The 26,225-nt window shown below is 63.6% G+C and carries 24 protein-coding genes; 13 read left to right on the forward strand and 11 right to left on the reverse strand.

Annotated elements, in window-relative coordinates; genetic code table 11:
• Positions 1-60: 60 nt before the first annotated feature.
• The 4 genes from ACFQU1_RS12770 to ACFQU1_RS12785 all read right to left on the reverse strand — a co-directional run bounded on the left by ACFQU1_RS12770 (position 61) and on the right by ACFQU1_RS12785 (position 4,736).
• Positions 61-1,170, reverse strand: coding sequence for an endonuclease/exonuclease/phosphatase family protein (locus ACFQU1_RS12770; protein ID WP_378133038.1), 1,110 nt, complete (start codon positions 1,168-1,170; stop codon positions 61-63).
• Between the two features lie 173 nt (positions 1,171-1,343).
• On the reverse strand, positions 1,344-3,524 hold the full coding sequence (locus ACFQU1_RS12775; RefSeq protein ID WP_378133041.1) for a molybdopterin cofactor-binding domain-containing protein: 2,181 nt from the start codon (positions 3,522-3,524) through the stop codon (positions 1,344-1,346).
• 16 nt (positions 3,525-3,540) lie between these two features.
• On the reverse strand, positions 3,541-3,996 hold the full coding sequence (locus ACFQU1_RS12780) for a (2Fe-2S)-binding protein (protein WP_378133043.1): 456 nt from the start codon (positions 3,994-3,996) through the stop codon (positions 3,541-3,543).
• A gap of 200 nt (positions 3,997-4,196) precedes the next feature.
• Positions 4,197-4,736: an AAA family ATPase gene (locus tag ACFQU1_RS12785; protein WP_378133045.1), complete on the reverse strand. Its 540-nt coding sequence runs from the start codon at positions 4,734-4,736 to the stop codon at positions 4,197-4,199.
• Positions 4,737-4,900: 164 nt separating this feature from the next.
• Here ACFQU1_RS12785 and ACFQU1_RS12790 point away from each other — a divergent pair, with 164 nt between their 5' ends.
• Entirely contained in the window at positions 4,901-5,569 is a 669-nt protein-coding gene (locus ACFQU1_RS12790; protein WP_378133047.1) for a metallophosphoesterase family protein, read from the forward strand.
• Positions 5,570-5,644: 75 nt separating this feature from the next.
• Here the strand turns inward: ACFQU1_RS12790 and ACFQU1_RS12795 are convergent, their stop codons facing one another.
• Genes ACFQU1_RS12795 through ACFQU1_RS12825 form a run of 7 tightly spaced genes read right to left on the reverse strand, consistent with a single transcriptional unit; the run spans position 5,645 to position 11,103 of the window.
• Positions 5,645-6,415, reverse strand: a complete 771-nt coding sequence (locus ACFQU1_RS12795) for an SDR family NAD(P)-dependent oxidoreductase (protein ID WP_378133049.1) — start codon at positions 6,413-6,415, stop codon at positions 5,645-5,647.
• A 15-nt stretch (positions 6,416-6,430) separates the two neighbouring features.
• On the reverse strand, positions 6,431-7,408 hold the full coding sequence (locus tag ACFQU1_RS12800; RefSeq protein ID WP_378133051.1) for an NAD-dependent epimerase/dehydratase family protein: 978 nt from the start codon (positions 7,406-7,408) through the stop codon (positions 6,431-6,433).
• The gene (locus tag ACFQU1_RS12805) at positions 7,405-8,085 is read right to left on the reverse strand and encodes an amino acid ABC transporter permease (RefSeq protein WP_378133053.1); all 681 of its coding nucleotides are present in this window, start codon (positions 8,083-8,085) and stop codon (positions 7,405-7,407) included. The genes ACFQU1_RS12800 and ACFQU1_RS12805 overlap by 4 nt, the downstream gene beginning before the upstream one ends.
• A gap of 8 nt (positions 8,086-8,093) precedes the next feature.
• Positions 8,094-8,765 (reverse strand): amino acid ABC transporter permease, encoded by a 672-nt coding sequence (locus ACFQU1_RS12810; protein WP_378133055.1) that lies wholly within the window; start codon positions 8,763-8,765, stop codon positions 8,094-8,096.
• A 53-nt stretch (positions 8,766-8,818) separates the two neighbouring features.
• The gene (locus ACFQU1_RS12815; RefSeq protein WP_378133057.1) at positions 8,819-9,682 is read right to left on the reverse strand and encodes a substrate-binding periplasmic protein; all 864 of its coding nucleotides are present in this window, start codon (positions 9,680-9,682) and stop codon (positions 8,819-8,821) included.
• A 27-nt stretch (positions 9,683-9,709) separates the two neighbouring features.
• The gene (locus ACFQU1_RS12820) at positions 9,710-10,618 is read right to left on the reverse strand and encodes an allantoinase PuuE (protein ID WP_378133059.1); all 909 of its coding nucleotides are present in this window, start codon (positions 10,616-10,618) and stop codon (positions 9,710-9,712) included.
• Positions 10,615-11,103: an ureidoglycolate lyase gene (locus ACFQU1_RS12825; protein WP_378133061.1), complete on the reverse strand. Its 489-nt coding sequence runs from the start codon at positions 11,101-11,103 to the stop codon at positions 10,615-10,617. Before ACFQU1_RS12825 ends, ACFQU1_RS12820 begins: the two co-directional genes overlap by 4 nt.
• 228 nt (positions 11,104-11,331) lie before the next feature.
• Between ACFQU1_RS12825 and ACFQU1_RS12830 the strand changes: the two genes are divergently transcribed.
• The 12 genes from ACFQU1_RS12830 (at position 11,332) to ACFQU1_RS12885 (ending at position 26,220) form a co-directional block, all read left to right on the forward strand.
• On the forward strand, positions 11,332-11,979 hold the full coding sequence (locus tag ACFQU1_RS12830) for a GntR family transcriptional regulator (RefSeq protein WP_378133063.1): 648 nt from the start codon (positions 11,332-11,334) through the stop codon (positions 11,977-11,979).
• 106 nt (positions 11,980-12,085) lie between these two features.
• Positions 12,086-13,156: a GlxA family transcriptional regulator gene (locus ACFQU1_RS12835; RefSeq protein ID WP_378133065.1), complete on the forward strand. Its 1,071-nt coding sequence runs from the start codon at positions 12,086-12,088 to the stop codon at positions 13,154-13,156.
• Positions 13,157-13,324: 168 nt separating this feature from the next.
• Positions 13,325-14,995 carry an ABC transporter substrate-binding protein gene (locus tag ACFQU1_RS12840; protein WP_378133067.1) on the forward strand — a complete coding sequence of 557 codons (1,671 nt, stop codon included), beginning with the start codon at positions 13,325-13,327 and terminating at the stop codon, positions 14,993-14,995.
• Positions 14,996-15,068: 73 nt separating this feature from the next.
• The gene (locus ACFQU1_RS12845) at positions 15,069-16,082 is read left to right on the forward strand and encodes an ABC transporter permease (protein ID WP_378133069.1); all 1,014 of its coding nucleotides are present in this window, start codon (positions 15,069-15,071) and stop codon (positions 16,080-16,082) included.
• Positions 16,083-16,085: 3 nt separating this feature from the next.
• The gene (locus tag ACFQU1_RS12850) at positions 16,086-16,961 is read left to right on the forward strand and encodes an ABC transporter permease (protein WP_378133071.1); all 876 of its coding nucleotides are present in this window, start codon (positions 16,086-16,088) and stop codon (positions 16,959-16,961) included.
• Entirely contained in the window at positions 16,958-19,048 is a 2,091-nt protein-coding gene (locus tag ACFQU1_RS12855) for a dipeptide ABC transporter ATP-binding protein (protein WP_378133073.1), read from the forward strand. The genes ACFQU1_RS12850 and ACFQU1_RS12855 overlap by 4 nt, the downstream gene beginning before the upstream one ends.
• A 1-nt stretch (position 19,049) precedes the next feature.
• Entirely contained in the window at positions 19,050-20,312 is a 1,263-nt protein-coding gene (locus tag ACFQU1_RS12860) for an MFS transporter (RefSeq protein ID WP_378133075.1), read from the forward strand.
• Positions 20,309-21,742 (forward strand): dihydropyrimidinase, encoded by a 1,434-nt coding sequence (gene hydA / locus ACFQU1_RS12865; RefSeq protein ID WP_378133077.1) that lies wholly within the window; start codon positions 20,309-20,311, stop codon positions 21,740-21,742. Before ACFQU1_RS12860 ends, hydA begins: the two co-directional genes overlap by 4 nt.
• Complete coding sequence (locus ACFQU1_RS12870) at positions 21,739-22,509, forward strand: SDR family NAD(P)-dependent oxidoreductase (RefSeq protein ID WP_378133079.1); 771 nt, start codon at positions 21,739-21,741, stop codon at positions 22,507-22,509. The genes hydA and ACFQU1_RS12870 overlap by 4 nt, the downstream gene beginning before the upstream one ends.
• A 36-nt stretch (positions 22,510-22,545) precedes the next feature.
• Complete coding sequence (locus ACFQU1_RS12875; protein ID WP_378133081.1) at positions 22,546-23,589, forward strand: NAD-dependent epimerase/dehydratase family protein; 1,044 nt, start codon at positions 22,546-22,548, stop codon at positions 23,587-23,589.
• Positions 23,589-24,530 carry an allantoinase PuuE gene (locus ACFQU1_RS12880; protein ID WP_378133083.1) on the forward strand — a complete coding sequence of 314 codons (942 nt, stop codon included), beginning with the start codon at positions 23,589-23,591 and terminating at the stop codon, positions 24,528-24,530. The genes ACFQU1_RS12875 and ACFQU1_RS12880 overlap by 1 nt, the downstream gene beginning before the upstream one ends.
• Positions 24,505-26,220, forward strand: a complete 1,716-nt coding sequence (locus ACFQU1_RS12885) for a thiamine pyrophosphate-requiring protein (RefSeq protein ID WP_378133085.1) — start codon at positions 24,505-24,507, stop codon at positions 26,218-26,220. The genes ACFQU1_RS12880 and ACFQU1_RS12885 overlap by 26 nt, the downstream gene beginning before the upstream one ends.
• Positions 26,221-26,225 lie beyond the last annotated feature (5 nt).

Raw genomic sequence — 26,225 nt, forward strand, 5'->3', positions numbered from 1 at the left:
CGAGATCGGTACCGGCGCCCATGATCGCCGCGCTCGGGGGTGCTGATCCACCTGTCGGCCTCAGATATCGAGGTCGACCCAAACGGCGGCGTGGTCCGAGCCGGCATCTTCCTTGCGTTTGAGTTCTTCATAGACGTCCCAGCGCTTCGGCCGCGAACCCGGCCACATGCCGGACCGGAATACCCCGCCGCCTTCGACACGCGCGTAGAGCGCCGGCGACAGCAGCAGATAATCGATCTTGTCGCCGGCATTGCAGAGGCCATAGGTGCCCGGATAGCCGCCGTCGTCGAAGGCGGGATGCGTGAAGGCGTCTTTGAGATTGCTGTCCAGCAAAGGCTTCAACGGCTCGCTCTCCGGCGTGTCATTGAGGTCGCCGATCACGGCGACATATTCAGTGCCGCCGGCAAGGACGTCCTCGTAGATGGCGCGCACCCGCTCGGCCTGGAGCCGGCGTTTGGCATTGGAGGCGGCTCGGCCGCCGTAGCCCTTGCTCTTCAGGTGGTTCACCATGACGACGAGTTGATTGCCGTCGGGCGTTGTCACCGAGAACTCCGGGCAATCGCGCGAAAAGATCTGTTCGCCATTGGCGGCGCGATCGTCGACATGGCTGCGCATCGGCCCGATCGGGAAACCCTCGCGCGTCATCAGGCCGACGTCGATGCCGCGCTCGTCATTGCCGTCGATGACCATGACATGCGCGAAGGGCGAGCCGCCCATGGCGGCAACGATCTCCCTGTTGAAGGCGGCAAGAACCGGACGGCTCTCGGCTTCCACCACGCCGAAGATGTCGGCGCCGACGTCGATGAGGACGCGGGCGGTGTTGTGCATGGCATGTTCGTTGATCGGCTCGTCACGCAATTCGAGCGAGCCGACCCAATCGAGCCGGCTGTCGGCGACGATCTCGATGCCGCCGCCGCGTGGGCGCCGGACCAGTCCGCCGCGGTTGCGGCGCAGGATGACGAAGGGTCCGGTGTCGGATCTCTCCAGGCCGAGCTCGATCATCAGCGCGGCCATCTTCGTCTTGATGGCCTCGGTATAGGTCAATTCGCCGAGCAAGGCATTGAGCGCGGCAAATTGCTCGAGCACCGGCTTGCCGTCTTCCCAACTGTCGAGGTTCATCGCCTTGGCGCGATCGAACAGGTTCTCGACATTGTAGGACGCAAGCCGCATGGTCGCCTCTCGATCGATCGGCTCGTCCGTTCCGAGGGGACGAGCGCCGCAGCGGCAGCGTAGACCAGCAAGCTCATCGTTATTTGACAGTCCCGGGCCTCAGATCGACCCAGGCGAAGGATCAGGCTGCGAACCGGGGCGACCGCGATCGGCCGCCCCGTCCAACCATTCGCTCAGGTGCCGCTGAGGCTCGCGAGATCGAGCGGCAGCGAGCGCAGCCGCTTGCCCGTTGCGGAGAAGATCGCATTCGAGATGGCGGGGGCGAGGCAGGGCACGCCCGGCTCCCCGATCCCCGTCGGCGCCTCGGTGGACTTCACCAGGTGAACCTCCACCTTCGGCATCTCCGACATGCGGGTCGGCTCGTAGGTGTCGAAATTCGCCTGCTCCACCTCGCCATCCGTCATGGTGATCTTGTTGCGCAGGACGGCGGAGAGGGCAAAGCCCACCGAGCCTTCGACCTGGGCCGCGATCACGTCCGGATTGACGGCGATGCCGCAATCGACCGCAGCCACGACCCGGTCGATCTTTACCTGGCCGTTGTCCACACTGACGTCAGCGACCATGGCGACATAGCTGTTGAAGGACTCGTGCACGGCGATGCCGCGCCCCTTGCCCTGCGGCAGCTTCTCGCCCCAGCCGGCCTTCTCCGCCGCGAGCTTCAAGACGCCGACATGGCGCGGGTGGTCCTTCAGCATGGCCAGGCGGAACTCCACCGCGTCCTTGCCGGCGGCATGGGCGAGTTCGTCCATGAAGGCCTCGACCACATGGCCCGTATGGGTGTGGCCGACGGAGCGCCACCACAGCACCGGCACGCCTTCCTTGGCGTTGTGGACGGTGGCGAGGAAATTCGGCACCGCATAGGGCATGTCGGAGACGCCTTCGACGCTCGTCGAATCGATGCCGTCCTTCACCATCATGTCCAGAATGGTGCCGCTCATGATGGACTTGGTGACGATGACATGCTCCCAGCCCGCCAGGTTGCCGGCGCCATCCAGCCCGGCGCGCACCTTGTGGTAGACCATCGGCCGGTAATAGCCGGCGTGCATGTCGTCCTCGCGCGTGCGCAGGAGGTGGATGGGCGCCTTCATGCCGGTGGCCTTCAGGATCGTGGCCATCTCGGCGACATAGTCGGCGGTCGGCGTCGCACGGCGGCCGAAGGAGCCTCCGGCGAAGAGCGTATTGATCGTCACCTGCTCCGGCTTGAGGCCGAGGATCTTGGCGGCGGTCGCCTGTTCCACCGTCTGGAACTGCGAGCCCGTCCAGATGGTGGCCCCCTCCGCCGTGGGCTCGATGACGCCGTTGAGTGGCTCCATCGGGGCATGTGCGAGATAGGGGAACTCGAACTCGGCCTCGAGCAGCTTGGCCGCGCCGGCGACCGGGTCCGCCTGGCCGCGGGCGGCGGCCTTGAGGCCCGGCTCTCGCGCCATCGCCTTGTATTCGGCCATGAGCGCATCGGTGGAGCGGCTCTCCGCGCCTGCCAAATCCCATTCGACCTTGAGCGCCTCGCGGCCCTTCATGGCCGACCAGGTGTCCTTGGCGACGACCGCCACACCGGAGGGAATGGCGACCACATCGACGACGCCCGCAACCTTCTTGGCGTCCGCGGCGTCGAAGCTCTTCACCTTGCCGCCGAAACGCGGCGGATGCATCACCACGGCCGTGAGCTGGCCCGGCCTGCGGATGTCGAGGGAGTAGATCGCCTTGCCATCGGTCTTGTCGGCCGAGTCGAGGCGCGGCAGGCGCGTGCCGATGAGCTTGAAGTCCTTGGGATCCTTCAGCTTCACGTCGGCTGGCAGCGGCAGGGTCGCGGCCTTGGCCGCAAGCTCGCCGAAGCGGGCGGTCTTGCCGGAGGAATGGCGCAGCACGCCCTTCTCGATGGTGATCTCGCCGGCCGGCACCTTCCAGGTCTCGGCCGCCGCGGCGACGAGCATGGCGCGTGCGGCCGCGCCCGCCTTGCGGAGCTGCTCCCAGGAATTGGCGACGGAGGTCGAGCCGCCGGTCCCCTGCATGGGGCCGAAGGCGAGATTGTTGTAGAGCTTGGCATCGGCCGGAGCGAAGGCGAAGCGCATCTGCCCCCAGTCGGCGTCGAGCTCCTCGGCAACGATGGTGGTGAGCCCCGTCGTCGTGCCTTGGCCCATGTCGAGATGCTTGATGAGCACGGTCACGCTGTCATCCGGCGCGATGCGGATGAAGGCATTCGGTTGCGGCGGGTCGGCGAAGGTTGCGGCCTTGGCCTGGCGCAGCGGCAGATAGGTGGAGAGCACCAGGGCGCCGCCGAGCGCGCCCGAGCCCTTGAGAAAGGCGCGGCGCGAGGTGGTGGCGAGGGCGGCCGTGTCGAGCGGTTTCGCGAACATCGTGGGTTCTCCCGTCTCAGCCGAGCCGGTTCGCGGCATCGTGGATGGCGGCGCGGATGCGCTGATAGGTGCCGCAGCGGCAGATATTGCCTTCCATGGCGGAATCGATATCGGCATCGGTCGGCTTGGGCGTCGACGAGAGAAGCCCGATGGCGGACATGATCTGCCCGGACTGGCAGTAGCCGCATTGCACCACGTCGAGCTCGCGCCAGGCGGCCTGCACGGCCTCGGCCACCTTGCCGGACGCGCCCTCGATGGTCGTGATCTTGCCGTCGCCGACGTCGCCGACGCGCGTCTGGCAGGAGCGGATGGGCTGGCCGTCGAGATGCACGGTGCATGCCCCGCACAGCGCCTGGCCACAGCCGAATTTGGTCCCTGTCAGGTCGAGGTGATCGCGGATCGCCCACAGAAGAGGCATGTCCGGATCGACGTCGAGCTCCTTGACGGTCCCATTGATCGAGAGTTTGACCATGGTGGGTCTCGCAATATGGAGGGGATGAATTAAAACACGCGCGGGCCAATGATAGGAGCTCGCGCGTGCAATGCAGCAGGACTCTCAAACTGGACGAGTTCCAAACAGCCACGATGTGCGGGAGCGCACATCGGCCGCGGTTCCGCTTGGCGAGTGAACTTTGGATCAACCAGTGGATGATCAGCGGCTCACGTATGCCGTCACGGCGACAGGAGAAAAGTCCGGCTTTGCACCGCCGCGATCACCTCACGCAGCATGTCCTGCCGGCTATGCCCTTCCGTTCGGAGAACATGCCGCTCGAGCTCGCCCAATGAAGCGAGTTGCCGGTAGAGCGCGGTGATAGGCTCGGGATCGCTCAGCGTGCCGCCACCGCGCGCGCGGCACCGCTGGATGGCCACTTCGAGCGGCGGGCGGAGCACAACATAATGGACCGGCGCAGTCAGTGCCTTGAAAGGTAGCAAGAACCAGGGTCCGATGATGCCATCTACAACGACGAAGTAGCCGCCGCCGCCATATCCCTCTGCCACCTTTGCCAGGACATCGATCACCACTTTGTTCTGCTCATGAGCTTCAGGCAGATAGGGCGCGATTCCGCCATGCTTGATGAAATGCCAGAAGTCGTCGGCGTGAAGATGCACCTTGGCGGACCCCGGCTCTTGGGCGAGGGCTTCGGCCGTCGTCGTCTTTCCGGATCCGGGCGGGCCCGTCAGGATGAGAATCTCGCCTGCACAATCGAGCATGCGTCCGTTTTAGCGGAGCGCGTCCGATCGCTCCAGAGTCGCCGAACCCCTGATGCTCTCCAGAAGCATCACGCCGCGGCGCGCTGGAGTGGTAAGATAGGAGGCTGAGACCCTCGCCGGCGCATCCGCGACCGGGGAGGCCGAGCCAACACCGGAAGGACGTCATGCCGCGCACCTATGCCGTGCCCGATCTCCACGGCCGATACGATCTACTGGAGGCTGCACTTGGCGCGATAGAGCACGATGCGGAGAGCGGCACGGTGGTCTTTCTCGGTGATTATATCGACCGCGGACCGCAAAGCAGGCAAGTCGTCGAGCGGCTCATCGCGGGGCCACCGCCAGCCTGGCGCTGGATATGCCTCAAGGGCAATCATGAGGACATGCTGGTCGAGGCCCTGCACACGCCTTTGAAGCGCGACCTGTGGCTCGAAAACGGAGGAACCGAGACGGTGCTCTCCTACGGCGGCATGCGCCAGATCCCCGAAGCCCATGTGAACTGGATGGCAAGCCGACCGACGCTACATGTCGACCGCTATCGCATCTTCGTGCATGCCGGCGTCGACCCGACTGCGCCGACCGACGAGCAGTCGCAGCGAACCCTGCTGTGGCACCGCTGGCAGCGCGACCAGGATTGTCAGCACCCGCGCGGCCATATCGTCCATGGCCACACGCCTCATCGCGACGGGCCGGTGCGCCTCTCCGGCCGAACCAATCTCGATTGCCTCGCGGTGATGACAGGACGGCTCGTCATCGGCCTGTTCGACGACGACTATCCCGGCGGCCCGATCGATCTCATCGAGATCGTGAAGGCCCCGATCGGCAAGCTCTGGTGATCCTTGCACGACGTGCAGTGCAGCCTGGGGCCGTCGCTTTGCTGCCCAAATCGCGATCATTCAGCAAAGTGGCCGTCAAGCGGCCATCCAGCCACCGTCGACGAGCAGATTGTGCCCGGTGATATAGGTCGCCTCGTCGCTCGCCAGGAACAGGGCAGCATTGGCAACATCTGCCGGTGTTCCCAAGCGCGGCATCGGCGTCCGGCGGCGGGAATAGTCGAGCATGTCCGGCGCGACCGCCCGCCCGGACTTTCCTGTCAATATCTTGCCCGGGGCAACGGCATTGCAGATGATATGGTCGGCCGCATAGTCGGCGGCGATCTGCTTGGTCATATAGACGAGACCCGCCTTGCTGACGCCGTAAGCGAAATCGCCCGGTGCCGAGACCATGCCGTGCTGCGAGGAAATATTCACGATCCGGCCACGCACATCGTTCTCGATCGGCTGCTGCAGCATGCGGCGGATAGCAGCCTGGCTGCAGAGATAGGCCCCCTTGAGATTGACCGCCATGACGCGGTCCCAGCTCTCCTCGTCCGTTTCCAGCAAGGGCGTTGCGCCGTGGATGGCCGCGTTGTTGACTAGCACATCCAGCCTGCCGAAGCGAGCGATGCTGTCAGCGACGACATGCTCGACATCATCGGCGCGGGAGATGTCGGCCTGAAGGAAGACCGCCTGCGGGTTGATGGCGGTCAGCGACCCTATGACCGGCTCACCGCCTTCGACCACATCCGGGGTTATGTCGACGGCAACGACATTCGCGCCCTCTCGACAGAAGAGCAGCGCGATGGCCCGCCCGATGCCGGATGAGGCTCCCGTGACGATCACGGTCTTATTCGCGAGGCGCATGTTCTTTTCCTGTGGTCAGCTTCCCGGACTGCTGGTCGCGCGCAGCCAGGCCAGGTGATCCTCGACGGCCCGGCCACCCGGATAAGCCGGGCGATACCCCGTGTCCGCCGTTATGCGATGGATATCCAGGGGGGCGCGGTCGCGGGGCAAGCTGAACAGGATGTTCGGCTCTTCTCCAGGCCTCGCCAGTCGCCAGCCACGGGACAGTGGCGAGGCTCCAAGGCGCTCGCACCAGTCCGCGACGCTCGTCGAAACGCCGCCGCCGAGATTGTAGACGGTGTGATGAAGCCGGTCGGATTCCAGGACGGCCGCTATCCCTCGTCCGGCGTCACGGCTGTAGAGCCAATCCCCGAGGAGCGCGCGCGGAAGGATCGCTTCCTCGCCCCTGCTCCAGACGTCGAGCACTTGAGCATGCGGGCTGAGCAGAGGTCGCAATCCCGTTGCATGTTCCCATGGCCCGAAAACCGGCCCGAGCCTGATGATCCGCAGATCGATCTGATAGAGTTCGGCGAGCCGCACGGCTGTTTGTTCCGCCGCCAATTTGGTGATGCCGTAAAGGCTCACGGGTTTGAGCGGCGTGTAGTCCTCGTCGAAGGATCCGGTCAACGGCTCGTCAAAGCCGTAGACGGCGACGCTGCTCGCGAGAATGAGCCGCGGCCGCGCCGGCAGGCGTGCCATCGAGCGCATCACATTGGCGATGCCGCCGACATTGACGCCGATGACGGCCGCAGGATCCGACATCTCCACCTCGCGATCCGGCGTGACGGCGGCGAGATGGACAACAGCTGCGGGCGCGCAGGTATCGAGCAGGCTGTCGATGCCCTTCGGATCGCGGACATCGCCGACGAAGGTCGCTGCCTCCGCAAAAGCGTCGGCGAAGCGGGTGGGGAGGGGAGCGCTGCCAAATAGCACAACAGGGTGACCGGCATTTTGAAGCGCTTCGGCGAGCGCCAGGCCGACGAAGCCGGTCCCGCCGGTGATGGCGATGCTCATCGCTTCGCGCTTCCGATGATGGCCTGTCTCTCCAGCCGCGATACCCAGTGGGAGAAAGGCCAAAGCATGACGAAGAAGATCACTGCCGCAGCCGTGAGCGGCGTCGGGTTATAGGTCTGTTCCTGCGCGACCCGGGCCGAGCGCAGCAGTTCCGGCAGGGCGACAACCGCGGCGATGGAGGTTGCCTTCACAAGCTCGAGGGAGTTGCTCGCCAAGGGAGCGACGACCTTCCTGAGGACTTGGGGCAGAACGACAAGCACCATCGTCTGATAGCGACGCAGGCCCAGCGCTGCCGCCGCCTCGTGCTGCCCCTCCGGTATCGACATGAGGCCGGCACGAAAGATCTCGCCGAAATAGCCGGTATTGTTGATGACGAGTGCGGCAACGACTGCCGTGAAACTGCTGAGGGTGAGCCCCAGGAACGGCAGGCTGTAATAGATCAGCACGAGAAGGACGAGCACCGGGAAGGAGCGCAGGAGGTCGATCAAGAGGATGACCAGCCGGCGCGACGCCGTTCCCCCGAAGCTGTAGCAGACAGCAACGGTCAGCCCCGTGAAGACCGATAGCGGAAGCGCCACGAGCGCGAGGAGAATCGTGAGCTCAAGCCCCTGCAGAAGCAGCGGATAGATCCGCAGGAGCGACGGAATGCTCACGAAATTCTGCAGGAAGAGTTCCATGACGCGCCTCAGTGCCCTTTCGCAAACCGCTTTTCGATCACTCGGCTGAGCCACACGAGCGGTATGAAGAAGGCGAGATAGAACCCTGTCGCAAGCGTGAGCGGGGAGGGATTTGCCTGGATGGACATTACGCTCTGGGCGCTTCCCAGCGCTTCCGGCAGGGAAATGGCGGCGCCGAGCGCCGTGCCCTTGGTGATGGCGATCGAGCGATTGGTGATCAAGGGGACGGCGAGCCGGATTGCCTGAGGCAGAATGATCAGGCGCAATACGCGCCGTTGCGGCAGACCGAGGGACGAGGCCGCCTCCCACTGGCCCTTTGGAACGGCCATGATGGTCGCCCAGAAGATCTCGGCTGAAAATGCTGCAAGCACAGCGGCGAGCGCCAGCGCCGTGGCAAGAAACGGGGAGAAGCGGATGCCGAGATAGGGAAGTCCGAAATAGACGAAGATGATGATGACGAGTTGGGGGAGTGTCCGGAACACTTCGACATAAGCTGTCACCAGCGCACCGAGCAGGCGGCTGCCGGTGCAGCGCAGCAGCGCGAAGGCAAGCCCCACGGCGACGCCGATCACGATCACGCAGAGCGCAACTTCAACGGTGACGAAGAAGCCCTGCAGAACCTCGGGGAAGGCTGCGACCAGGATCGGCCAGTTGAAGTAGTTCTCGAGGATCTGGTCCATGACATCCTGCAACATAGACGGCGCGGCATCGCCGCGCCGGTTCTCGTGTCATGTCACTTGCAGGTCAGCTCGTGGGGCTTGTCGTCATAGCCCTTGAAGCCAGGGGCGCCATATCCCGCATAGACCGTCGTCAACGACGTTCCTTCCGCAGGCTTTTCCTTGTACCATTTTTCATAGAGTTTCGCCATGGAGCCGTCCTGCTTCATGCACTCGATGGCGGTTTCGACCTTGTTTCGATAGTCTTCGCTGTCGTAGCGGAATGCGTAACCGAAATTCCGCCCATTGAAATCCTTGAAGCCGACCTCGATCGCCGGGTTCTGGCTGGCTGCATAGACGGTGGTCGGAATTTCATTGAGGGCCGTGAAGGCACGTTGTGTGATGACCGCCTGCACGGAATCCGGGAAGGTCTCGTAACGCTGGACTTCGAAGCCGTATTTGGCCGCGTTCTCCGTCGCCCAGGTATCGGAAATCGTCCCCCGGTTGACGGCGAGGATCTTGCCCTTCAGGCCATCGAATCCGGCGAGCTTTTCGCCCTTGCGCACGAGAAAGCCGTTTCCGGTCGCGAAAAAGGGCTCCGTATAAAGCATCTTCTCGGCGCGTTCCTTGGTGATATTCAAGGGATTCACGGTGAATTCGATGCGCTTGGAAAAGAGCGCAGCGAAAAGGCCGGAGAAGTTGATATCCATCACCTCGACGGAAGGGCGGCCGATGCGCTTCGAGATCTCGGTGATGAGATCGACGCCGAAACCTTCGGGCCCATTGGTGCCGCGCACCATCCAAGGCGCTACGCCGAAATCCGATCCGACGACGAGCGGCTTATCCTGAGGATGGTCCTCAGCGCGGGCTGCCGTTCCCGCCGCGAGGGCGGTGGCAAAGACGGCCGATAGTGCGACGGCCTTCACTGTATTTCTGATCATTACATTCCCCTTTTTTAAGTGTTGTCGTCATGTTGGCTGATGGTGTTGATGCCAGTGCCGCGCAATATCGCCACGCCGGCAGATCCACACGTCTTGGTGTTGCTTGACGTAATCGAGAAAGCGCTGCAGGCCCGCGGCGCGGCCGGGGTGACCGGTGATCCGCAGATGCAGGCCCACCGACATCATCTTTGGCGTGCGCTCTCCTTCGGCGTAGAGCATATCGAAGGCGTCACGCAGGAAGTTAAAGAAGTCGTCCGACGTCGCCATCGCGCCGCGCATGAACTTGGCATCGTTATTGGTGAGGCTATAGGGGACAACCAAATGGTTTTTCCCCTCGACGCTCACCCAATAGGGCAGCTCGTCGTTATAGGCGTCGCTGTCGTAGAGGAAACCACCCTCCTCGACGAGGAGGTTGCGCGTATTGACGCTCGGCCCATAGCGGCAATACCAGCCATCCGGGCGCCGGCCGACGGTCGCCTCGAGGCTCTTGACGGTCGATGCGATGCGTTCGCGCTCTTCTTCCACCGACAGCCCGCGGTGGTGTTCCCAGCGCCAGCCATGGGCACAGACATCGAAGCTGCTTTGACGCAGATAGCGGCAGATCTCGGGATTGCGCTCCAGCGCGAGCGCGCAGGCCATGATCGTGGCGGGCAGGCCGCGTTCCTCGAACAGCCGGGCGAGGCGCCAGAAGCCGACGCGGCTTCCGTATTCGAACATCGATTCTGCAGCGAGGTCGCGGCCGGGAAAACTGCCGGATCCGCCTTCCGTCAGCGCGCTTTCGGTAATCGCATCGCCGTCGCCGACGGAGGGCTCTGAACCCTCTTCGACATTGATGACGAAGTTCAGCGCAAGACGTGCGCCGTCGGGCCATCGTGGATCAACGGGCTGGGGTCCGTAGCCGATAAAATCTCTATCGAGATGAACGACAGGTTTCATGCGTGTCCGCCCTCAAGCGCGATGTGCAGTGGTGACGGCAGATCACAGAACTCGTCATTCGTCGCGTTATCCGCCACGCCCATTGTAACGAAGAACTCGGCTGGCGCGGTCAAGGACGAAAGTGGCGCGTGCCACACGTTGCGGCGATAGATGATGCCCTGTCCGGGGCCGGCGACGAAAGCCTCGCAAGCCTCCATATCGGGCATGCCGTCCGGCCGGCTGGGGCATACGACCACCAGGAATTGAACGGCGTTCAACGGCACGAAAGCTTGGTCCGAAAGCGGGTGCCGTTCGAGTTGGCCAATGCTGTTCGGCAGATCCGTCGCGGTCGAAACCTTCGAAACCCAGAACGCCTGCCGCATAGGGTTGTGTTCGCCACAGAAATCGATCGACAGCCGATGGCGCCGCTCGCCGCCATAGTGCTGGATCACGTCGCCGAAAGCCCCGAACTCGGACTGAGTGAGAGGACGCACGAAACGCTTCACGCATCATCCTTCCAATGAATCCCGTTGGGATACCAGCGGGGCACGGGGGGATTTTTGATCGCGGAGGGCGCGTTTGTAAAGTGCTAATTCAGGCGCCGGCTGCCGTTGCACATCACGACTTCTGAGACGAAGGGCCAGTGGGACCCCAGTGGTATTGCTGACGGCGCCATGATGGGTTACGAGGGAGTGGACCCATTCGCAGCATCGACCGTGGAAGGCGACGGTGTCTTGGCGACCTCGCGTGATCAGACGAGAATTTCCGAACAGGCTTACCAGTATCTGAGAAGCCTCATCCTGGCCCGCGAGCTTGGGCCGGGAGAGGTTTTCACCGAGCGGAAGCTTGCCGAGCAAATCAGCGCCTCCCGAACTCCGCTGCGTGCTGCCATCAATCGCCTGGTCGGCGAGGGGCTCGTGTCACGCCTGTCCAACGGCACCATCGTCATCCGGCAGGTCGCTGTCGAGGAACTGATGGAGATCCTCGTCATCCGTCGGCTGCTCGAAGGCGAGGCGGCCGCGCAGGCGGCCTATCGCAGCACGCCTGGGAGCGTGGACGACATGCTCCGCAAGAGCGTGGCCGTTCTGCAGAATCCAGGCATCGAGTTCGACGATTTTTGGGACTACGACGACAAGTTCCACTATTTCATTGCGGACGCGAGCGGCAAGTCTTTGCTCGCGCAGTACATCCGCAATCTGCGGGACAAGGCGCGAATGTGCCATCTCGTGCGTATGGAAAAGAATTTCGAGCAGCAGGCACGGGAGCATATCGCCGTGTTGGAGGCTGTCGGGCAGAACCAGCCGGACGAGGCGCGCCAGGCCATGACGGTGCATATCGATCGGGTCCGCGAACGCTTCCGGCGCTGGCTTTTCGCGGAATAAAATCGAGCGAATGCCGCCTCGATGGCCTGATCTTTGTCGCACCGCGAGGATGGCCTCGTCGAAGCCGCGGTCCGGCAAGGTGTGTTGATGGTGGGCGGTGCACGCGATGTCTGGACAGTCCTTTTCGCTGCAGCAACTGGCGCAAGGCAGACGGCCGATCCGGATCGGCTTCTTCCTGATTCCGGATTTTCCGCTGATGACCTTCTCTGCGGCGCTGGATTCGCTCCGCCAGGGTAATCGGCTGGCGAAGAACAAGGTCTTCGAATGGGTTTTGATCTCGGCAGACGGAGCACATGTCCGATCGAGTAGCGGATTGGGCTTCGACATGGACACGGCGATGGCGAAAGGCCCCCGCTGCGACGTCGTCATCCTGTTCGCGGGCATCAACTACGCCGAGTCCTACGACGCCAATGTCTTTGCCTGGCTCAGGCGGATCTATTCGGAGGGGTGCGTTCTCGGTGCGGTCAGCACGGCGGTCTTCTTCCTTGCCAAGGCCGGCCTCCTGGAAGGTCGGCGCTGCGCTATTCATTGGGAGGCGCTCGCAAGCTTCCGCAGCGAATTTCCGAATTGCTTGGCGACGGATGACATTTTCGCCATCGACGGGCGATTTCTGACGTCGTCGGGCGGCACCGTGACGCTGGACATGATGCTCTATCTGATCGCGGCGGCCGAGGGCCGTGAGCTCGCATCGCAAATTTCCGACCAGTTCAATCATCCCCGCATACGCAGGCAGGACGACGTGCAAAGGCTGGAGCCGGAAGACCGGTTCGGTATTCGCCATGCCAAGGTCGGCTTCGTCATCCGGCGCATGGAGGCGAGCCTCAATGATCCGGTCGAGATCGCCGTCCTTGCCGAAAATGTCGATCTATCGACCCGACAGCTCGAGCGGCTGTTCCATGCCCATCTCGGAAAGAGCCCCTCCAAGTTCTACATCGAGCTCCGTATGGCGCGCGCACGCGAACTGCTGACGCATACGGAACTCGCCGTTGCCGAGGTCGCCGACGCCTGCGGCTATGAATCCGCGTCACATTTCGGCCGCTTCTATCGCCAGCACTTCCGGGAGAGTCCGACGACCACGCGAAAGGCACTGTTCGGGCGCGGCGTGACGGCGCGTCGACTGCCCGAAATATCAGCCGTCGGAGCAGCTGATGCGGAAAGAATCAGCGATGTCGGATAGCGCAGAGAGAACGTCGTGTTTGTGCATATTTTAGACGGCTGAACGCTTCTAGTTTTTTTCGACAGAACGCGCTGACGGACAAAGTTTCGCAGCAAACCCGGACGGTCGGCACTGCCGCCGGGTGTGACAAGCCAGACGGGAACGATGTGCGACAGTTGGGAGACGATCTTGGACAAGAAGCAGCACCCCTATATCCCCACGCTCGTTGACGAGCTGTCTCGCGGGGAGATCGGCCGCAGGGATTTCCTGCGCAAGGCGACCCTTCTCGGCGTCTCGGCTGCGGCGGCCTATTCGCTCGCCGGCATTCCGAGCCCTGCCCGTGCCGCGCCGGCTGGCGACATGCCGAAAGGCGGCAATCTGCGCATCGGCATGCGTTGCATGGAAATCAAGGATCCGCATGCCGTCGACTTTGCCGAGCGATCCAATGTCGTCCGCCAAGTCTGCGAATATCTGACCTTCACCGATAGCCGCAACATCACGCATCCCTATCTGCTCGAGAAATGGGAGGTCAGCGAGGATCTCAAGACCTGGACGCTGCATGTCCGCAAGGATGTGAAATGGCGCAAGGGCAGGTCCCTCACGGCCGATGACGTCGTCTGGAATTTGAAGCGCGTCTGCGATCCGGCGGTCGGCTCCTCCATGCTCGGCCTCTTCACCGGCTACCTGGTCCAGGAATACGAGACCGGCGAGAAGGACGATAAAGGCAATCCCAAGAAGTCCAGCAAGCTCTGGGCCGACAATGCCATCGAAAAGGTGGACGACTACACGGTGCGTCTCAACGCTTTCGCGCCGCAAATCGCCGTGCCCGAACATCTCTTCCATTATCCGATGTTCATTCTCGATCCGCAGGAAAATGGTGCCTTCGGCCCCGGCGCCAATGGCACGGGCCCGTTCGAACTCACCGAATATACGGTAGGTAAGGGTGCGAAATACAAGGCGCGGCCTGATTACTGGGGCACGGGACCTTACCTCGATACCTTCGAATATGTCGATCTGGGCGACAACCCGGGCGCGGGCATCGCGGCGATGGCCTCCAAGCAGGTCGATGGCCTGTCGGAAGCCGATGCCGTGCAGGTCAATGCAATGAAGAATTTCCCGCATGTGGCCGTCCACAAAGTCGAAACCACCCAGACGGTCGTGGCGCGCATGCACCCAGATGCCGGGCCGTTCAAGGACAAGCGCGTCCGCCAGGCAATGCGCTATGCGATTGATCGTGAGAAGGTGATCCAGACCTCACTGCTCGGTGCTGGCACGCCGGCGGAAGATCACCACGTGGCGCCGTCGCATCCCGAATATGCGGTGCTTCCCAAATATGGCCGCGACATTACCAAGGCGAAGAAGCTGTTGGCGGAAGCCGGTTATCCTAATGGCTTCGAATTCGACATGGTGACGCGCCCGGATCCGATCTGGGAGCTGAACACCGCGCAAGTTCTCGCACAGCAGTTCGCCGACATCGGCGTCAAGATCAACCTCAAGGCTCTGCCGAGCGCCCAATATTGGGAGGTGTGGACCAGCGTTCCATTCAGCCTGACCGCTTGGGGGCACCGGCCACTCGCCATCATGACGCTGTCGCTCGCCTATCGCTCCAACGCCGCCTGGAACGAGTCCCACTATTCCAATCCGGAATTCGATCAGCTCCTCACTCAGGCCGAGGGCATCCTCGACCCGAAGGAGCGGAGCAAGGTGATGGCGAAGATCGAGGCGATCATGCAGGACGACGGGCCGATCGTGCAGCCCTTCTGGCGAGTTTTCTCGACGGTGATGGACAAGAAGGTCAAGGGCTTCGAGCTCCATCCATCGCAGTATATCTTTGCACATCAATACGCGGTTGCCGTCTGACCTCGGATGCATTCGCCCCGCTCGATCGCCGGGGCGAGTGCGACGGATGATGTATTCTGCGGACTGGTGCGCGATGGCGAAATTCCTCCTGAAACGACTGGTCATGATGCTGCTCACTATGCTGTGCGCGTCATTTCTGGTCTTCGCGGTCTGCGAGTTCACGCCCGGCAGCGTGGCGCGCAAGACGCTCGGGCCTTTCGCGACCCAGCAGCAGGTCGACATTCTCTCCGAGAAGCTGAAGGCCAATGATCCGCTGATCGTGCGCTACGGGCGCTGGCTCGGCGTGCTGGTCGGTGCCATTCCCGATCCGCTGCAAGATCCCGCGACGGGGCTCAACTTCAAGGATCCGCGCGGCGCGCAGTATTTCGGGAATTTCGGCTATTCGACGTTGAGCAAGCTGCCGGTCAATGACGTGATCTGGGATAGGCTCGGCAACACCGCAGTTCTCGCCGGCCTCGCCTTTCTTCTCATCATTCCGCTGTCGATCATCTTCGGAGTGCTCTCCGGGTTGAAGGAGGGAAGCCCGCTCGACCGGACGCTTTCGGTCATATGCATCACCTTCACGTCGATCCCCGAGTTCGCCTCCGGTGTCTTCCTCGTCACGCTCTTCGTGATCCTGTGGCCGATCCTGCCCGGCACGAGCCCGCTCAACGCGGACGGCGGTTGGTCGGTCGCCTCCCAGCTCATCCTGCCGGTCGCCGTGCTCGTCATCTACGATTTCGGCTATGTCGCGCGCATGATCCGCGTGTCGATGATCGGCGTCATGGAGCGTCCGTTTATTCGCACCGCCGTGCTCAAGGGCATGAGCATGAGGAAAGTCGTTCTCGGGCATGCGCTGCGCAATGCCATGATCGCGCCTTTCACAGTGTTGTTGCTGCAGATCAACTTCCTGGTCAGCGGCGTCGTCGTCACCGAACTCGTCTTCGCCTATCCGGGTTTCGGCCGCCTGCTGCTCGATGCCAGCTTGTTCGGTGATATCGCCACGCTCGAGGCGGCCACGCTCATCACCGTGGCGATCGCCGTCACGACGCAGCTCATCGGCGATCTCGGCTACATGCTCCTCGATCCCCGCATCAGGGTGAGGTGAACCATGGCCCTGCAAGACAGTATCGCTCGGGTCGAGAAGGGGACGGTGAGACCCGCCCAGCGCCCAGCCTGGATGCGAATATTTCGTTCGCGCACGGCCGTCGTCGGCCTCTGCCTCGTGCTCTTCTGGGTCGTGGCTGCGCTGCTCGCACCCATCCTGCCGCTTCCGTCGCCGACAGATTCCGATGTGATGGCGATGGCCAACCCAAATCCTTCGGCGGCGCATTGGCTCGGCACCGACATCCTCGGCAGGGATATCTTGTCCCGTCTGATATTCGGCGCACGCACGGTGTTGTTCGTCGCGCCGCTTTCAGTCACGGTCGCGATGATCGTCGGAATTACCTTGGGCATGTTGGCGGGCTACTTCGGCGGATGGATCGATGCCGTCGTCAGCCGCGCCTCCGATATCATCCTCGCCTTCCCGGTTCTCGTCATCTACGTCATCCTCATCGCCAATATCGGTCCCTCCGTCATCAATATCGTCATTGCGACGACGATCGCCTCCGCCCCCGGCATCGGCCGCATCACCCGCGGCCTGGTGCTCGGGCTCAAGGAGCAGGAATATATCGCCGCAGCCAAGCTCAGGTCTGAGAGCACCCTCTACATCATGTTGGTGGAGCTTCTTCCCAACTGCCGCAGCATGCTCATCGTCGATGCCTGTCTGCGCATCGGCTATACGATCATCACCATCGGCATCCTCGGCTTCCTCGGGCTCGGCCTGCCGCCGCCCAATCCGGACTGGGGCGGCATGGTCAAGGAAAGCGTGACCGTCCTGAATGTCTGGCCGCTGATGTCCTTGGCGCCGTCCTTCGCGATCGTCAGTCTCGTTCTCGGCTTCAATCTGCTGGCCGACGGCATGCGCGAGGCCTGGAAGCCATGAATGTCAGCGCATCGGCTCTCAAAGGGGCAGCAACGATCGAGAAGCCCATGTCGGAGCTCGATCCGTTGCTCGACGTCAAGGATCTCAGGATCGAGTTCCGCGGCAAAAGCGATACGGTCGTTGCCGTTCCCGGCCTCTCCTTTCGCGTGAAGCCGGGTGAAAGCTACGGATTGGTCGGCGAGTCCGGTTGCGGCAAGTCGACAACCGCCATGGCCATCATGGGCTATCTCGGCAGTACCGGCGTGATCGCCCGCGGCAGCATTCGTTTCGAAGGCAAGGAGCTTGTCGGCGCCGGCGCCAAAGAGCTCCGTTCGGTCCGCGGACGGCGCATCGCGATGGTCTATCAGGACCCGATGAGCGCACTGAACCCGGTCAAGACGATCGGGGCGCAGCTTGCGGAAGTTCCGTTGCTGCATCTCGGCGTCGGCCGCAGAGAGGCGATGGAGATGGCGGCCGCCATGCTCGGCGATGTGCGCCTGCCCGATGCCGGCGATATGCTGAAGCGCTATCCCCATCAGCTTTCCGGCGGTCAGCAGCAGCGCGTGGTCATCGCCATGGCGCTGTTGGCGCGCCCGTCGCTGCTGCTCCTCGACGAGCCGACGACGGGCCTCGACGTCACCGTCGAAGCGGCCGTCATCGACCTCATCGCAGAACTGCGCCGGCGCTATTCCACGAGCCTGCTCTTCATCTCTCATAATCTTGGGCTGATTGCCGAGACCTGTGATCGCGTCGGCATCATGTATTCGGGCGAGATGGTGGAGGAGGGGGTAACCGGCGATCTCTTCCGCAATCCGCGCCACCCCTATACCCAGGGCCTGATCGATTGCATCCCGGACATCGACAGCGACAAGCGCAGCCGTGTTCTGAGGGCCATCCCCGGTCACATTCCGCTGCCGCAGGAACGTCCGGCCGGCTGCCTTTTCGCGCCGCGCTGCAGCGGCTTCACCAAGGGCCTCTGCGACGCGCCCGCTCTCGATCTGGAGAGGGCGGACGAGGACCATCTGGTCCGCTGTGCGCGATGGCAGGTGATGGAAAGGCCGGCGGCCGTGGCACCGAAAGAGGCCGATCATTCCGACAAGCAGGCGGACGCGATTACGCTGTCCGAGGTGACCAAAGCCTACAGGCTCCCTGCGCAAAAGACGTTGAAGGCCAACGAGTCGGTTTCGTTCAGCGCGCGCAAGGCCGAGATCGTGGCGCTCGTCGGCGAATCCGGCTGTGGCAAATCCACGCTCGCGCGCATCGTGTCCGGGCTTGATCGGGCGACATCCGGCGCCATTCGGATGGCCGGGGAGAATATTGCCGAGCTCGAGGCGCGCGATCGGCCGCGCCGCCTCCTGCAGTCCGTGCAGATGATCTTTCAGAACCCGGACAGCACGCTCAACCCGTCGCATTCCGCGGCGCATTCGATCCGCCGTTCCATCAAGAAATTCGGCGTCCGCAAGGGAAAGGCGGCGATCGAGCAGCGCGTCCGCGAGCTTCTCGCCATGGTCCGCCTCTCCCCGGCGCTCGCCGACCGCAAGCCGAGCCAGCTTTCGGGCGGCCAGAAGCAGCGTATCGCGATCGCCCGCGCCTTTGCCGCCGATCCCTCGCTCATCGTGGCGGATGAGCCGGTTTCGGCGCTCGACGTTTCGGTGCAGGCGGCCGTGGTCACCCTTCTCCTCGACATCCAGAAGGAGAAGCACACGACCATGCTGTTCATCAGCCACGACCTGGCTCTTGTCCGGCATGTCGCCGACAGGGTCGTCGTCATGTATCTCGGCAAGGTCATGGAGCAGGGGGCCGTCGAAGAGGTCTTCGGCGGGGGCACGCATCCCTATACCGAAGCGCTGATTTCGGCGATCCGCAGTCCCAATCCGGATGAGGTGCCGCGGGAGCGCATTCGCCTTTCGGGCGAGACGCCGAGCCCGGTCAATGTTCCGGCCGGCTGCCGCTTCGCCACGCGCTGCCACCGCAAGGTGGGCGCCGTCTGCGACACGGTTCCACCGCCGACCCGCAAGATGTCGGACACCCACGAGATCGCCTGCCACATCGAGGAAGCGCAACTGCGTGTCGAACCGCCGGTCTATGCTGCGGCGAACGAGGCGTAATATGCACAGCCTCTCCCAAGGCGGCGACTTCTGGGCGAAAGCCGCGCGGCTGCGCAGGCTTGCACCGATCATGGCCAGCATCTGCCTGATCGGGACGGGAAACAGCGTTCTGACCACGTCTGTTTCCCTCAGGCTGAGCCAGCCGGATGTCGACACGCAGAGTGTTCAGCTGCTGCTGACCGGCTTTCCCGTCGGCTTTTTAGCTGGGTGTCTTGCCGCACCATTTCTGGTCAACCGCTTCGGGCACCGTGCCGTTTTCCTCAGTGTCGGCTTTTTGGCGATGGTGGCCAGCTTCGGATATATGGCAACAGCTGACGCAGTCGCATGGTTCTGCCTGCGCGTTCTGAACGGCTTCGCGATGGCGACTTTGTTCGTCGTTTGCGAAAGCTGGATCAATCTCTACGCCGACCATCGCAACCGTGGCGCTTATTTTTCCCTCTACATGCTGATGACGTCGCTGGCCGTATTTTTCGGCCAGCTTCTCATCGAGGTCGCGGGCCCTCATTCGAGTCATCTGTTCCTGATCGGCGTCCTGACGACGTCGCTCGGCTTTCTCTATTGCGGCCTGACCGGCCATTGGCCGGCTCTGCCTTCACGCATGGATGGGGCGCAGCAGGGGGCGGCGGCGGGCTTTCAGCGCTTCGGTCTGTGGCGTATCGCCGTTCTGGCCCCGGTGACGATCTTCGCCGTCTTCCAGTCGGGCATGACCAATATGAATCTCTATGCCTTGACGCCCTTCTACGGCGCCAAGGTGGAACTTTCAGCTGCCACCACGGTCGGATTGCTCACCGCCTTCAGCATCGGCGGCCTGGTTGCCCAGGCGCCTATCGGCTGGCTGTCGGATCGGCTCGATCGGCGCTTCTTGCTGCTGGTGCAGGGCGCGCTGACGGCAGCCTTTTGTGCTTGCATCATCATGCTCGGGCGCCAGTTCGTGCCGCTTCTCTACCTTCTCTTCTTTGCTTATGGCGCAACGGCCCTGACGATCTACCCCGTCGGCATCGCCTTTGCCAATTCGCAGCTCGACAGCCGTCACATGGTTGCAGCGTCCGGCGGACTGCTGCTGCTCTACTCGATCGGCAATATCCTGACGCCGGGCATCGCCGCCGCGCTGATGGAGCGTTTCGCCCCTCAGATGCTTTTCCTGATGCTCGGCAGCGGCGCGGCACTGGTCGCGGTCGCCGCCTGCCTCAATCTGCGGCGCAGGATGGTTCCGGCCGCCGCCCCCATCACACGCGAATGCCTCGTTCCCGGAGCGAATGAATGACGAGCGAGCCAGCTTTCGATCTCGTGATCCGCGGTGGCCGCGTCGTGCTGCCCGATGCCACGCGCGATATCGACGTGGGCATCCGCAACGGCGTGGTCGCAGCACTCGGCGCCGACCTGCCGGAGGGCAAAGAGGAGATCTCCGCGGCGGGACGCCTCGTCCTGCCGGGCGGGGTCGACAGTCACTGCCACATGGACCAGCAGCCCTGGGAGGGCAAGGCGACCGCTGACGACTTCGACACCGGCACGCTGTCGGCGCTCTGCGGCGGCACGACGACCGTCGTTCCCTTTGCGATGCAGATGCGCGGCCAGTCGCTACGCGCGATCGTCGACGACTACCACGCGCGGGCGCGGCCCAAGGCGCATATCGACTACGGCATCCATCTCATCGTCGGCGATCCTTCGCCGGAGGTGCTGCGCGACGAAATCCCGGCGCTTGTCGCCGAGGGCTGCACCTCGATGAAAATCTATCTGACCTATGAGGGATTGAAGCTTGACGACTACGAGGTGCTGAACGTTCTCGACGTCGCCCGATCGCAGGGTGCGATGGTGATGGTTCATGCCGAGAACGACGCCTGCATTCGCTGGCTGACGGAACGCTTCATCGCCGCGCGCAAGACGCAGCTGCGCTATCACGAGAAGGCCCATCCGGAGATCGGCGACCGCGAGGCGACCTTCCGCGCCATTAGCCTCTCCGAGCTTATCGAGACGCCGATCCTCATCAGCCATGTCGCCGCAGCCGGAGCGGTCGAGGAAATCCGCCGCGCCAAGGCCCGCGGCCTGCTGGTCTATGCCGAGACCTGTCCGCAATATCTCTTCCTCTCGGCCGAGGACATCGACACGCATGATCTCTGCGGGGCCAAATGCGTCTGTACGCCGCCGCCGCGCGACAAGTCGAACCAGCCGGAGATCTGGCGCGGCATTCTCGACGGCACGCTCGAGGTCTTCACCTCCGACCACTCGCCCTGGAATTATACGGACAAGATCGCGGGTGGGCCGGACACGCCCTTCCACCGCATCCCGAACGGCATTCCCGGCATCGAGACGCGTCTCGCGCTCTTGTTCTCCGCCGGCGTCAACGGCGGGCGGATATCGCTGCAGAAATTCGCCGATCTGACCGCGGGCGCGCCGGCACGCCTGTTCGGGCTTCATCCGCGCAAGGGGCTCATCGCCGTCGGCGCGGATGCGGACATCGCCATCTGGGACCCGGAACGGGTGGTCACCATCGGCAACGACATGCTGCATCACGCTACCGACCACACGCCCTATGAGGGACAGGTGGTGCGCGGCTGGCCGGTGATGACCATCTCGCGCGGTGAACTGGTCTGGGACGACGGCAAGGTGCTTTCGTGCCCCGGGCGCGGCCAATTCGTTCCTCGCCTGCGCCCCTTTCCGCCGCAACAGGGCCTGTCGCGGGTGCTCGCATCATGACCGAGCCCACCAATCCGGTACTGACAAGGCTCGCCGACAGAGTGATCATGATCACCGGCGCGGCGAGCGGCATCGGAGCCGCCATCGCGCGGCGCTGTATCGCCGAGGGAGCCAGGGTCGTCTGCGCCGATTACTCGTCGGACGTCGTTCAGCTTGCCGAAGCGCTGGGCCCGGCCGCCCTGGCCGTCTGCTGCGACGTCGCGGATCGGCGGTCGGTGGAACGGGCGGTGGACACGGCCTGGGTGCAGTTTGGGCGTCTCGACGGCCTCGTGCACAACGCAGCCGCGCCATCGCTGGACGGGACCGTGGTCGATCTCGCCGAGGAGCAATGGCGGCTGGAGATCGACGTCAGCCTGACCGGTGCCTTTCTCGCCAGCAAATACGCCATTCCCGTAATGGCCGCAGGCGGCGGTGGTGCGGTGGTCTTCATCGCCTCCCAATTTGCGCATGTGGCTGTCGGAAAGGCTGTGGCCTATTGCGCCGCCAAAGCCGGCTTGGTGCATCTGGCCAAGGCCGTGGCCATCGACCACGCCGCCGATGGCATTCGCGTCAACAGCCTCTCGCCGGGGGCGGTCGCGACCACCCGGTTGCTGCAGCGCTGGCCCGATCTCGATGCCGCCAATAAGGGGCTCGGCCCCGCCCATCTCCTCGGCCGGATCGCCGCGCCTGACGAGATCGCCGCGGCCGCGGTTTTTCTTCTCTCGTCTGATGCCTCCTTCGTCACCGGCACGGATCTACTTGTGGATGGCGGCTATGCGGCGCGCTGAACATGCCGGCTTCAATACCCTGGAAGGGATGTCGCCATGACCCTCCTCGTCACCGGGGGCACCGGCTTCGTCATGAGCGTCGTGGCGCGGGCGTGGCTGGAGCGCGATCCGGCGGCGCGCGCGGTCATCCTCGACCGTTCGAGACTGGACCGGATGGCCGAGCGCCATTTCGCGCCGGTTCGCGACCGACTGACGGTGCTCACCGGCGATATATGCGATCCCGCGCAGTGGTCCGGGAGACTGGATGAGCACGACATCACCGCGATCGTTCATGGCGCGACGGTCACGCCGATCTCCCGGGGAAGCGCCGGCGAAGCGAAGCGCCAGCCCGAAGCGGATGATCCGGCCCGCATCATCGACGTCAATCTCATGGGCACGGTGCGCCTTCTGGAATGGGCACGCGGAAAACCCGGTCTGCGGCGCTTCCTCTATGTCAGCTCCGGCTCCGTCTACCGGCATCACGGACCGGATTGGGCCGGCGAGCCGCTGCCCGAGGATGGCTATGTCGCGCCGCTCACACTTTATGGCATCTCGAAATTTGCCTCGGAGATGGTCGTCAATCGCTATGCCGATCTCTTCGGCCTCTCGGCACTATCGGTGCGGCTTGCATCGGTTTACGGCCCGATGGACCGGGCGACGGGGAGCCGCAATTTCCGCCATGTCCCCAACCGCGTTGCCCATATGGCGCTCGCCGGCGACGTCATTCGCCCGAACAGCCTGGAGCCGGTTGGCGACTACGTCCATTCGGCTGATGTGGCCCAGGCGATCATCGCGCTCTTGTCGGCCGAGCGTCTGCGCTACCGCCACTACAATATCGGAAGCGGCGTCACCGCGACCATCGGCGATGTCATCGGCTGGGCTCGCGAGCGCGTGCCGGGGCTCCAGGTCGAGGTCACGCCCGACGAGAGAGCCAATATCGTTCAGGACGTGACGCTGAAGGATGGGATGTGGGGCGCCTATGACCTCGCCCGTATCGAGCGCGATACAGACTGGCGCCCGCGCCCCGGCAGGGAGGCCTTTCTCGACTACATGGACTGGATTGCTGCCAACGAAAGCGCGGCGAACGGGGAGGGCACGTGATGTCCGACGACAGGACTTTACAAAAGACCGAGCGTCAGCCGCGTGATTTCATCGGCTACGGTCCCAATCCGCCCTTCGTGATTTGGCCGGGTGGCGTGAAAGTCGCGATCAATCTCGTCCTGAACTATGAGGAGGGCGCGGAATATTCCTGGCTCGACGATGGCCGCAACGACAATTGGGGCGAGTACAATATTCCGAACAGCCCGCCGGTTCGCGACCTCGGAACGGAAACGCATTTCGAATACGGCAGCCGCGCCGGCATCTGGCGGCTTGCACGGCTTTTCGATCGCTACCAGATCCCGATCACGGTCTCGGCCTGCGCCGTGGCGCTCGAGCGCAACCCCGCCGTCGTCGCTTGGATGAACGACCGTGGCCATGATCTCCTCGGCCATGGCTTGCGCTGGCACGAGTATTCCTCCATGCCGCGGGACGAGGAAGAGCGTGAGCTATACGAGGCCATCGCACTTTACGAGAAACTCACCGGCCGCAGACCGTTGGGCTGGAATTGCCGCTCCTTCCCGAGCGTCAATACACGCGACCTGATCGTGCGCGAGGGCGGCTTTCTCTATTATTCCGACCCCTGCAACGATGATCTGCCTTACTTCGTCGACCACGCCGGCACACGTCTGCTGGTCGTTCCTTATTCGAAGACGCTGAACGACAGCCGCTATCTGATCGCGCCGGGCTACAGCAACCCCCGCGATTTCGCCGAGGATTGCCGTTCGGCGATCGATTACATGATGAGCGAGGCTGACGAGACCGGCGGGCGGATGCTCACCATCGGCATTCACGCGCGCTGGATGGGCCAGCCCAACCGCGCATCCGGCCTGCGCGACGTCATCGAACATGTGCGCAAAACCCCCGGTGCTGGCTTCATGCGCCGCGAAGACATCGCCCGCTACTGGCTCGAAAATCATGAATCATTTGATCGTCGCGCCTGAGGTCGGCGAGGCGGAGCACCCGCCCGCCGAACAGCGCCCCCGGTGGGACAGGGCCATGACGGGCGCCCAGGTCGTCGCGTCGATCCTCAAAGCGGAGGGCGTGAAGCAGATCATCGGCTTTCCCAATAGCGAGCTCTTCGACGCCTCGGCGGAACTGCACATCCCGCCAGTCATTCCGCGCACGCAGCGCGTCGCCGTCAATATGGCGGAAGGTTATGCCCGCGTGACGGCCGGCAAAGAGCTCGCCGTCGTCACGGTCCAATACGGTCCCGGCGTGGAGAGTGCCTTCGGAGGCATTGCGCAGGCCTTCAATGACCGCGCGCCGATGCTCTTTCTGCCGACCGGTTATCCGCGTGGCTCGGAGGCGGTGGCGCCGAACTTCGAGGCGAGCCGCAACTTCCGTCACATCACCAAATGGTGCGAGGCGGCCATCCGCGCCGAGCATCTGCCGAAATTGATGCATTCGGCCATTACACGCGTGCGAAACGGTCGCCCGGCACCGGTTCTGCTGGAGCTGCCGGTTGATCTTCTTGCCGAAACCATCGACCTCTCACGCGACATCTATCGGCGGCCGCGCCGCAGTGTTCCACAGGCGGATGCGGGTGAGATCGCCGAGCTTATGCGCACCCTGCTCGCCGCCAAGAACCCTGTCGTCCTGGCCGGCCAGGGGGTGCTTGCGGCGAGCGCCTCCCGCGAACTGATAGAGTTCGCGGAGCTCTTGCGCATTCCGGTGATGACTACTCCTAACGGCAAGAGCGGCTTTCCGGAAAATCATCCGCTGGCGCTCGGGACCGCCGGGCGGGCGCGACCGGCGACGGTCGATCATTTCATGGACAAGGCGGATGTCGTTCTGGCGCTCGGCACGAGCCTGACGCGATCCTACTACATCCTGCCGATCGCTAAGGACAAAGTCCTGCTGCAGATCACGATCGACGACGGCGATCTCGGCAAGGATTATCCAATCGCCCAGGGGATCGTCAGCGACGCCCGCTCGGCGCTCAGGCAGATGATCGCCCACATCAAGGAGCGCGGAATTGCGGTGTCGGCGCGCGCCGGCATGGCCGACGAAATCCGCTCGCTGCGCGCGGCCTTCATGGAGCGATGGCTGCCGCATCTCACGGCCGACAGCGAGCCGATTTCGCCCTACCGCGTCGTCTGGGAGATCATGCGGGCGGTGGACCCGGCCAAGGCCATTGTCACGCATGATGCGGGCAATCCGCGTGACCAGTTCAGCCCCTTCTACGAAGCGACCGTTCCGGGGAGCTATATCGGCTGGGGCAAGACCACCCAGCTTGGCAGCGGGCTCGGCTTTGCGCTCGGTGCCAAGTTGGCACGTCCCGAGGCGACCGTCGTCAATCTCATGGGCGAGGCGGCCTTCGGCATGGTCGGCATCGATTTCGAAACGGCCGTGCGCTGCAATCTGCCGATCCTGACGGTGGTGATGCGCAACAACGTGCTCGGCGGTTATGCCGCGAGCATGCCTGTCGCGACCAAAAAATACGGCGCGAACCGCATGTCCGGCGGCTATGCGCCCATCGCTCAGGCACTCGGCGGCTACGGCGAATGCGTCACCGCGCCGGCCGAACTGCAGGCGGCGCTGGCGCGCGGCCTCGGCCATGTCGGCCGCGGACAGGCGGCACTGATCGAGGTCGTCACCCATGAAGAGCCGCGCCTGCCGGGCCTCGGCTGACGAGG

This window comes from Chelatococcus sp. GCM10030263, from assembly GCF_042666455.1.
In the GTDB taxonomy this organism is placed as follows: domain Bacteria; phylum Pseudomonadota; class Alphaproteobacteria; order Rhizobiales; family Beijerinckiaceae; genus Chelatococcus.